Raw genomic sequence first — 8,490 nt, forward strand, 5'->3', positions numbered from 1 at the left:
CAAAGCCGAGCAGCCAGAGCGGTCTTTTTTCAGCAGATAAAGGGTGTTCGCCGGCAGTAGAAGACATCGCCATCCGCATCAGGTAGAGGAATCGGGTGCCGCCTGTGTGCTGGAGGCTGTACTGAGTTACACAAGCACTATCGATATTGCAAATTGCTCAATAGCTGCCTAATATACAAAATTATCGTGAGTATAGTCAACAGGCAATATTTCTCTCTGAAATGAAAAAAAACCGCCGCAGCGGTTTTTTCGTGGAGCGAGCGGCGCCTTACTTGGCGGGCTGCCAGCTGTCTTTCAGGGTGACGATGCGGTTGAAGACGGGCTTGCCGGGCTGGCTGTCGACCCGGTCGGCCGCGAAGTAGCCGTGGCGCTCGAACTGGAAGCGCTGTTCCGGCTGGGCCAGTTCCGCGCCCGGTTCCAGCCAGGCTTGCACCACTTCCTTGGCCAATGGGTTCAGGGCCAGCTTGAAGTCCTTGCCGCCGGCGTCCGGCTGCGGGTCGGTAAACAGGCGGTCGTACAAGCGCACTTCGGCGGGAATCGCCGTCGGCGCACTGACCCAGTGCATATTGCCCTTGACCTTGTAGTTGGCGCTGCCTTCCGTGCCCGACTTGCTGTCCGGGAAATAGCTGCAATGCACGGCGATGACTTTACCGTTTTCATCCTTGTCGTAGCCCGTGCATTCGATCACATAACCATAGCGCAAACGCACCTTGCTGCCCGGCTTGTCGGCTATCGGCGGAGACAAACGGAAATAGCCTTTATTCGGCACTTCCATGAAGTCATCTTCCTCGATCCACAGCTCGCGCGAGATGGGAAAAGTGCGTAAGCCACGTTCCGGGAAGTGCGGATGCACGGGCGCCGTGCATTCCACGCTCTCGTTTTCAGGGAAATTGTCGATGATCAATTTCAACGGACGCAGCACGGCTACCGTGCGCGGCGCTTTCGGGTCCAGGTCTTCGCGCAAACAGCCTTCGAGCACGCTGTAATCGATCCAGCCGTCGGATTTGGTGACGCCCGTGCGTTCGCACATGAGCTGGATCGCTTCCGGCGTGTAGCCGCGGCGGCGCATGCCCACCAGAGTCGGCATGCGGGGGTCGTCCCAGCCGTCGACGATTTTTTCTTCCACCAGCTGGCGCAGCTTGCGCTTGCTGGTGACGATATAGGTCAGGTTCAGGCGCGAAAATTCGAACTGGCGCGGCACCGGTTGCTGGAAGAAGCCGCCGGCCGACAGGGTTTCCAGCAGCCAGTCGTAAAAGGGGCGGTGGTCCTGGAATTCCAGCGTGCAGATCGAATGCGTGATGTTTTCCAGCGCGTCCGAGATCGGGTGCGTGTAGTCGTACATCGGATAGATGCACCAGGCATCGCCCGTGCGGTGGTGGTGCGCATGGCGGATGCGGTAGATGGCCGGATCGCGCAAGTTCATGTTCGGCGAACGCATGGCATCTTCGCTCATCTTCGCCCGCAGGATGTGCTCGCCATCTTTGTATGCGCCCGCCTTCATGGCGCGGAACAGGGCCAGCGATTCGTCGCGCGGACGGTCGCGGAACGGCGAATTCTTGCCGGCCTGACCGAAATTGCCCCGGTTGGCGGCCATGTCTTCGGCGCTCTGGCTGTCGACATAGGCGAAGCCGGCCGTGATCAGGTACTCGGCCATCGCGTATAACTGGTCGAAATAGTCGCTTGCGTAGTGCAGGTGGCTCTGGCCATCGGCATGCTTCGGTTCCCAGTCAAAGCCCAGCCATTTCACGCTGTCCATGATGGTGTCGACGTATTCCTGCTCTTCCTTCGCCGGATTGGTGTCGTCGAAGCGCAAGTTGCACTGGCCGGCGTAATCGCGCGCCAGGCCGAAGTTGACGCAGATCGACTTGGCGTGGCCCACGTGCAGGTAGCCGTTCGGCTCCGGCGGGAAACGCGTGATCACCTGAGGCAGGCCGGGACGCACGTGGGCGCCGGCAGCCAGGTCGGCTTCGATGATGTTACGCAAGAAATTGGGCGCCAGCGCTGGCGCGGCGGTATTCGGTTTATCGTTGCTCATTGATCAATGCGGAAGAGTGACAGTAAAAAGCATTTTACCGTACCGCAAGCGCTTTATAAGGACGTATTTGCCCCCATATCCAGCATGCAAGCGACGCGGGCGCCGTTCTATAGGATAATCTGCCTTTAATTAGCCAACAAATCGTGACCCCGGAGCCATTTATGGAAAATTTATATAACGTCCTCGGTGTCGCGCCCAATGCCAGCGACGATGAAATCAAGAAGGTTTACCGTTCGCTGGCCATGCGCTTTCATCCCGACCGCAACCAGGCCCCCGGCGCCGAGGCGCGCTTCAAGAGCGTCACCAAGGCGTATGAAATCCTGGCCGACCCGGCCAAGCGCGCCGAATACGACCAGAGCGTGAACCACCGCATCATCATCGATCCGGAAGCGGAAGCGTATGCCCTGTGGTGCGGCGTGTTCCGTTTACATGGCACCGTCCTTCCAGCAGACTGAGTCTGCCGGCAACCGCCACCAGGCGGCTTGAATGACATTTAAAACAACAACAACGGCGCTTTTATGTCGATAACAGCGCCGCGCATTACATTGGAAAGCACAGCATGAGAAGAGTACACCCTGAATTCGCGTACCAGTCGCGCGAGCTGGAAGGCCAGATCGATGGCATCCTCGGCGACCCGCCGAACCGCAAGAACTACAAAAGCATGGTCGACGCTCTGGTGAGCGAGTACGCCAGCGGCGGCGGCATCGAAGACGTGAACATGCTGGCCTTCGCGCTGGTCGACCACATCACTTTCAGCGACCCGAAAGGCTTGCTGGCCGAAAGCGAAGACTACGAGTTAGGCGACCCGGCACGCGTGTTTTCCATGGCGGCCTGCGCCGCGCCGGAAGCGGCCAGGATGTACGCCGCCATCGAAGAGAGCTTTCCCGACCTGGCGCGCCAGGCCATCATCACGGCCTTTTTGCACAAGAATCCGCGCCTGTGGGACGACGACGACCAGTCGCTCGACCAGCTGGCCGCGAATGACGACGGCGACGACGAGCACGATGACGACGCAGCGACCGACGATTTCGCCCAGATGTTTGACCAGGATGGAGATGACCATGGCCGATAATAAAGATGATCAAAAGAGTAACCTTCCCGCGCTGACGAAACAGGTCACGGAATTGGTGCTGTCCGGTTCGCTGGGCCACGCCGAGCAGGCGTTTGCCGATGCGGCCGAGCAGTACGGCGACCTTGCCGTGGTGGAAGTGCTGAGCGCCATCCCGCCGCAAGTGACGGCCCTGCACCTGGCAGGCTTTGACGGCGGCAAGATGTCGCTGGCAACCTTGCTGGTGCCGCCGAAAGCCTGGGCCGACAGCCTGGCCTTCATCGCCGCCACCTGGAGCGACGACCAGATCGAGGATGATCCGGAACGCATCGCCGAGTCGCTGTTCGCGCACATCCACGGCGTGGTATTTTCCACCGACGACGCCGAGCGCCGCCGCGAGCTGCTGCTGGAAGCGTCCGCCACCGACTGGGGCGCCACGGCGTTCGCCATCCTGTTCTCGATGGCGCCGAAGGAAATCCTCGAAGTGGCGGGCGAAATCGTCATCAAGGGACCGTACGTGACGGGCGTGACCTCGTCCGACAACGACATCGTGCCGCTGGCCATCGAGCTGGCGCAAGCGAATGAAGACGGCTGGGACCGCTCGCTGTTCGAACTGTTCCCCGACTTCCGCCACAGCGCCGACCTGGCCGATGCCGAATACTCGGACGATCCGGACGAAGAACCGACCATGTTGCAGCGCAGTACCAAGGAATTGCTGTACCGCCTGCGCAAGCAAGTGCCGAGCACGCGCAGCGCGCCGCGTTCCAGCACGCGCCGCAGCCTGGGCACGGGCATTTTCTCGTAATGAAAGCAGGGAACGTCTAATGCTGCCAGCAATTGTTGTAGAGAATCTTCCGCGCCTGGTGCGCGCCATCAGGTTGTTGCCGAACGACCCGCGCGAAGATGCGGCGCTGGACCTGGCCGATGAATTGACGGGCATCACGGCCATGGTGGCCGAGAAGTTCACGAATGAACGCACGGCCGACGGCATCCAGAAAGCGCTGTTCCTGACGGTGGGCGGCGTGTCGCTGGGCCTGGAGCAGGCCGTCACGCATGAAGGCGACCAGGCCGCCCTCGATTTCCTCGTCGAGCACGGCGCCGAGCACGCCTTCCAGGTGGGCTTTCGCCTGATCAAGGAATTGTCGCAGCTGCCGGAAGACGCCCTCGTCGGTGAATACGACCAGGACCCCGTCTACCTTGCGCGCCGCCTGCGCGAGCTGTTCATCGATATTTGCCAGGCCGACCCGAACCAGAACTGGGCCGGCTATGAAAAGTATGCGCTGCAGTTGCAACAGCGCAAGGAAGTGCAAGCCGTGGTGCGCCTGGCCAGCTGGCTGCGCCGCCACCATGAGAACGGCCCCGTCAGCGACAGCGACTTGAATGCCGAGGGCGTCATTGCCGTGGCCATCATCTTCGCCATCGAAGGCGGCGGACGCATCATGGCGCGCACGGGTCAAAAGGAATTCGAGCGTTTCGTGCGTTCTGTGCGCAAGAACAAGCCCGACTTCGAGGAAGGCTGGGCCGCCCTGGTGGCCAAGGTGCCCGTGCAGCATCACCCCGTGCTGCTCGAGCGCATAGAATCCTACCGCCGCAGTTGCACCGTGGTGCATAAAATCCTCACGCGGGCCAGCATGAAGAGCCTGTTCGAGGACCTGGAAAATTATGCGGGTTCGGAGCTGGACGCCGATTACTCCTGATGTACGTCAATATAGGTCGGCACTCGCCGGCCTATTCTTTTATTTCCAGCGCCGCTGCCTCGGCCAGTGTCACGAACGCCGCCACCAGCGGCGACGTCTCTTCTTCCCGTTGTGCCAATAACAGGCTGGTGGTCGCCTGCGGGTCGGCGATGGGACGGTAGCACACGCCATCCATGCGGATGCGGTCGAACGAGGCGGGCAGCACGGAAATGCCGCAGCCGGCCGCTACCAGGCCGATGATGGTCGACGCTTCGCCCGCTTCCTGCGCCACCTGGGGCACGAAGCCGGCCGCCTTGCACAGGCGGAAGATTTGCGGATAGATTCCCGTGCCCGCATCCTTGGGATACATGACAAAACCTTCGCCCGCCATGTCGGCAATGGCAATGACGTCCTTGGCCGCCAGTGCATGGGCGACGGGCAATACGAGGAACAGCGGGTCTTGCCGCAGTTGTGTCAGCTTGATATCGGATGGGTACGTCGTTTCCGGCGGGCGCACGAAACCCAGGTCCAGCGTCCTGCCCGAGATCGCTTCCAGCTGATGCAATGTCGCCATTTCGTGCAAGGTCAGGGTGACGTGCGGGAATTGCTGGCGATAGCGGTTGATGACGGTGGCGAAGTAGGGCGTAAACGGCGTGGAAAAGGTAAAGCCGATGCGCAATTCGCCCGCCTCGCCCCGTTGCGCACGGCGCGCCGTGACGGCCGCCTGTTCCGACAGGGCCAGGATGCGCCGCGCATCGTCGAGGAAGAGCGCACCTGCCTGCGTCAGTCGCACGGAGCGCTTGTTGCGTTCAAACAACTGCGCGCCCAGTTCCCTTTCCAGCGCCTGGATTTGCTGGCTCAGCGGCGGCTGGCCGATGTGCAGCCGTTCGGCCGCGCGCGTGAAGTGCAGCTCTTCGGCGACGGCGACGAAGTAACGCAGGTGGCGCAATTCCATAGTCAGTAATATATATAAAGTATGAGTTGGGCCTTGAATATATATTGGACGATATGAGTTGGCAATCCTAATATGAAGAATCGCTTCCTCTTTCGCTTCTTTACTTCCTTCCTATGGCCATGTCTGATTCAGCGCTCGCTTATGCCTCCGCCGCCGCCCCGGCGCTTCCTGTTTCACCTGTTGCTCCCGCGCCCCGCACGGCCATCGCCAAGGGCACGGTGGAATTCAAGCGCAGCAACCGCGCGCTGTTCTTCGGCGGCTTTTCCACCTTCAGCTTGTTGTACTGCATCCAGCCCCTGTTCCCCCTGCTGTCGCAGCAGTTCCACCTGACGCCGGCGCAAAGCAGCTGGTCCTTGTCCGTGTCGAGCGGCTTGCTGGCCATCTCGCTGGTGCTGCTGAGCGCCGTCTCGGACCGCATCGGCCGCAAGCCGCTGATGGTGGCGGCGATGTTTTCCGCCGCGATACTCACCATCTTGTCCGCCTTCGCCCAGGATTATGCGCAATTGCTGGCGATTCGCGCGGCGCTGGGCGTGGCCCTGGGCGGCATGCCGGCCGTGGCCATGGCTTACCTGGGCGAGGAAATCGAGGGACCGTCGCTGGGCCTGTCGATGGGCCTGTATATCGCCGGCAGCGCGTTTGGCGGCATGTCGGGGCGCTTGATCGCTTCCATGCTCAGCGATTTCCTCTCGTGGCGCTGGGCTCTGGGCGTGCTGGGCGTGGCTGGCGTGCTGGCGGCGTTTGAGTTCTGGCGCAGCCTGCCCGCATCGAAAAACTTCGTGCCCAGTACCCGTGGCTGGAATGCGCTGCCGCACGCCATCCGCCAGCATTTTTCCGACCAGGGATTGCCGTGGCTGTTCGGCCTGGCGTTCGTGCTGATGGGCTGTTTTGTCAGCCTGTACAACTACATCGGCTACCGCCTGCTGGCCGCGCCCTTCGGCTTGCGCCAGAGCACGGTCGGTTTGCTGGCCTTTCTGTATCTGATCGGCATCTTCAGTTCCGTCTGGGCGGGACGCCTGGTGGATCGCCTGGGGCGCCGGGGCGTGCTGTGGATCATGCTGTCGGTGATGCTGTCCGGCATTTTATTGACCTTGTTCGATTCCCTGCCGCTGATCGTCATCGGCATGGCGCTGGCTACCTTCGGCTTCTTCGCCTCGCATTCGATCGCCAGCAGCTGGGTCAGCCGCCGCGCCCGCGCGCCGCAGGCGCTGGCCTCGGCCTTTTACCTGTTGTTCTATTACCTGGGTTCGAGCCTGATCGGCTCCGCCTCGGGCATGATGTGGGGCTTCGACGGCTGGACGGGTGTCATCATCATGCTGGGCCTGTGCCTGGGCGGCGGCGTGCTGATCGCCTTGCGCCTGCGTCACTTGCAGCCGCTGGGGGCGCGCGAAGCGGTGGGCTGAGCGGCTATTTGGGGCACATGCCGATCATCGTTTCCCCCTGCTTGCCCGCGCGCGTGGTCACGCACAAGGTACCCAGCGCGCTGGTGATCTTGTAGGTGTGGCTGCCCTTGGACGCATTGCTACCTATTTCCTCGATTTTTGACGCCTCGTACCATTTCGGTGGCACGGCCGCATAGGCTTCGGCAAAGCCTTGCTGCATGCGCTTGAAGCCCGTGTCATCGCGTTTTTGTTCTCCGCGCTGGGGGAATTGCTTGCGCAAATCCCTGTCGATCTTGCCCACGTCGCGCTTGGCTTGCGCCAGGATATCGGCGGCGCTGGGTGGCGCGACGAGCGTGATCGCTTCTGGCGTTGCTGGCGCTGGCGCCTGTTCGATGCTGGGGGCGGGCAGGGGGCGGCTGACGGGCGCCGGCATACGCGGGCGTGGCAGGCGCGCGGGTGCGGGTTTGGCGCTGGGTAACGCGACGGGCTTGGGCGGCGCCGGGAGCGTGTGGCGCAGCCAGGCGATGGCCGGGCCCTGCGGCAGGTTTTCATTGGTAGCAAGGCGGGGCCGCGACTGCAGGACGACATAGGCCAGGCCCAAGTGCAGCAGGACGATCAGCAGCAGGCCGGGAGCATGGCGGGGCAGGGTTGGCAAGGAGGTCATGGATGGCATGCTGGTTCAGGTACGCCAATGTATCCGAAGGATTTGATACTTATCTAAAATGTCACACGTACTTACAAAAAACTGCCACGCGGAAATTTCGACGCCCTGGCCGCTGGCGGGGAACCCTGTCGCGGTTTGACGATCCAACGCCTGACACCCCAGGAGGACACATCATGATGCAGGCGAAAGAAGTGGCACGGCGCTTTGGCGCCATCGAACACGCAATCGGTCAGGCGGCCCAGCTGTGCGGCAAACAGCAGGGCATACCCATGGATTTGAAAGATTGCATCAAGCAATTGGACCAGAAAAAAAGTGCCGTGCGGCAAGCCCTCGACACGCAAGACGATGCGCGCATCCGGCAAGCCGTCGAGCAGATGGAATCGCTGGGCGACCGCGCCAAGCGGGCCTGCGGCACGGCGTCCAGCGTGACGCCGGAAATGAAGAGCGCCGTGCTCAAGGTGCACGATGAATTATCGGACCTGAAGCACCAGCTGCATTAACAGGGTGTCGAATTAATCGCCGTGCCCGTCAACCATCACGGGCCGGTAAACGTTGTTTCATCAGCCCCACTTTCCCACCGCCATCATGCGCAAGACCGACGTCACACAGCACTCTCTGTACAGTTACCGCTCGTTGGAGGAACGCATCCCGGATGCGCATCCCTTGCGCAAATTGCGAGTACTGGTCGATGCCATCCTGGCCAACATGAACGATGATTTCCAGGCGCTGTATT

Annotated in this window: 9 protein-coding genes and 1 pseudogene; 7 read left to right on the forward strand and 3 right to left on the reverse strand. The window is 61.5% G+C overall.

All coding sequences use genetic code 11. From position 1 onward, the window contains the following. Window positions 1–268: 268 nt before the first annotated feature. Entirely contained in the window at window positions 269–2,035 is a 1,767-nt protein-coding gene (locus CSZ94_RS18120) for a glutamine--tRNA ligase/YqeY domain fusion protein (protein ID WP_102122785.1), read from the reverse strand. Between the two features lie 161 nt (window positions 2,036–2,196). On the opposite strand from CSZ94_RS18120, the gene CSZ94_RS18125 reads away from it, so the two are divergent. From CSZ94_RS18125 to CSZ94_RS18140, 4 genes are all read left to right on the forward strand, one after another. After that, window positions 2,197–2,490, forward strand: a complete 294-nt coding sequence (locus CSZ94_RS18125; RefSeq protein WP_010395442.1) for a DnaJ domain-containing protein — start codon at window positions 2,197–2,199, stop codon at window positions 2,488–2,490. Window positions 2,491–2,594: 104 nt separating this feature from the next. Further along, a complete protein-coding gene (locus CSZ94_RS18130) occupies window positions 2,595–3,107 on the forward strand; it encodes a hypothetical protein (protein ID WP_102122786.1) in 513 nt (170 codons plus the stop codon). Continuing rightward, window positions 3,097–3,888 carry a hypothetical protein gene (locus CSZ94_RS18135; RefSeq protein ID WP_102122787.1) on the forward strand — a complete coding sequence of 264 codons (792 nt, stop codon included), beginning with the start codon at window positions 3,097–3,099 and terminating at the stop codon, window positions 3,886–3,888. The genes CSZ94_RS18130 and CSZ94_RS18135 overlap by 11 nt, the downstream gene beginning before the upstream one ends. 19 nt (window positions 3,889–3,907) lie before the next feature. Next, a complete protein-coding gene (locus tag CSZ94_RS18140) occupies window positions 3,908–4,780 on the forward strand; it encodes a hypothetical protein (RefSeq protein ID WP_102122788.1) in 873 nt (290 codons plus the stop codon). 31 nt (window positions 4,781–4,811) lie between these two features. Here CSZ94_RS18140 and CSZ94_RS18145 read toward each other — a convergent pair whose 3' ends face one another. After that, window positions 4,812–5,714 (reverse strand): LysR family transcriptional regulator, encoded by a 903-nt coding sequence (locus CSZ94_RS18145; RefSeq protein ID WP_102122789.1) that lies wholly within the window; start codon window positions 5,712–5,714, stop codon window positions 4,812–4,814. A gap of 119 nt (window positions 5,715–5,833) precedes the next feature. On the opposite strand from CSZ94_RS18145, the gene CSZ94_RS18150 reads away from it, so the two are divergent. Next, the gene (locus CSZ94_RS18150) at window positions 5,834–7,114 is read left to right on the forward strand and encodes an MFS transporter (RefSeq protein ID WP_180977529.1); all 1,281 of its coding nucleotides are present in this window, start codon (window positions 5,834–5,836) and stop codon (window positions 7,112–7,114) included. 4 nt (window positions 7,115–7,118) lie between these two features. Here CSZ94_RS18150 and CSZ94_RS18155 read toward each other — a convergent pair whose 3' ends face one another. Beyond that, complete coding sequence (locus CSZ94_RS18155) at window positions 7,119–7,757, reverse strand: hypothetical protein (protein ID WP_146009837.1); 639 nt, start codon at window positions 7,755–7,757, stop codon at window positions 7,119–7,121. A gap of 173 nt (window positions 7,758–7,930) precedes the next feature. On the opposite strand from CSZ94_RS18155, the gene CSZ94_RS18160 reads away from it, so the two are divergent. Both CSZ94_RS18160 and CSZ94_RS28790 read left to right on the forward strand, forming a co-directional pair. Continuing rightward, entirely contained in the window at window positions 7,931–8,257 is a 327-nt protein-coding gene (locus CSZ94_RS18160) for a hypothetical protein (protein WP_102122791.1), read from the forward strand. Window positions 8,258–8,342: 85 nt separating this feature from the next. Continuing rightward, window positions 8,343–8,490, forward strand: a pseudogene (locus CSZ94_RS28790) (IS5/IS1182 family transposase); the annotation flags it as partial.

This window comes from Janthinobacterium sp. ROICE36, assembly GCF_002869965.1.
Taxonomy (GTDB): domain Bacteria; phylum Pseudomonadota; class Gammaproteobacteria; order Burkholderiales; family Burkholderiaceae_D; genus Janthinobacterium.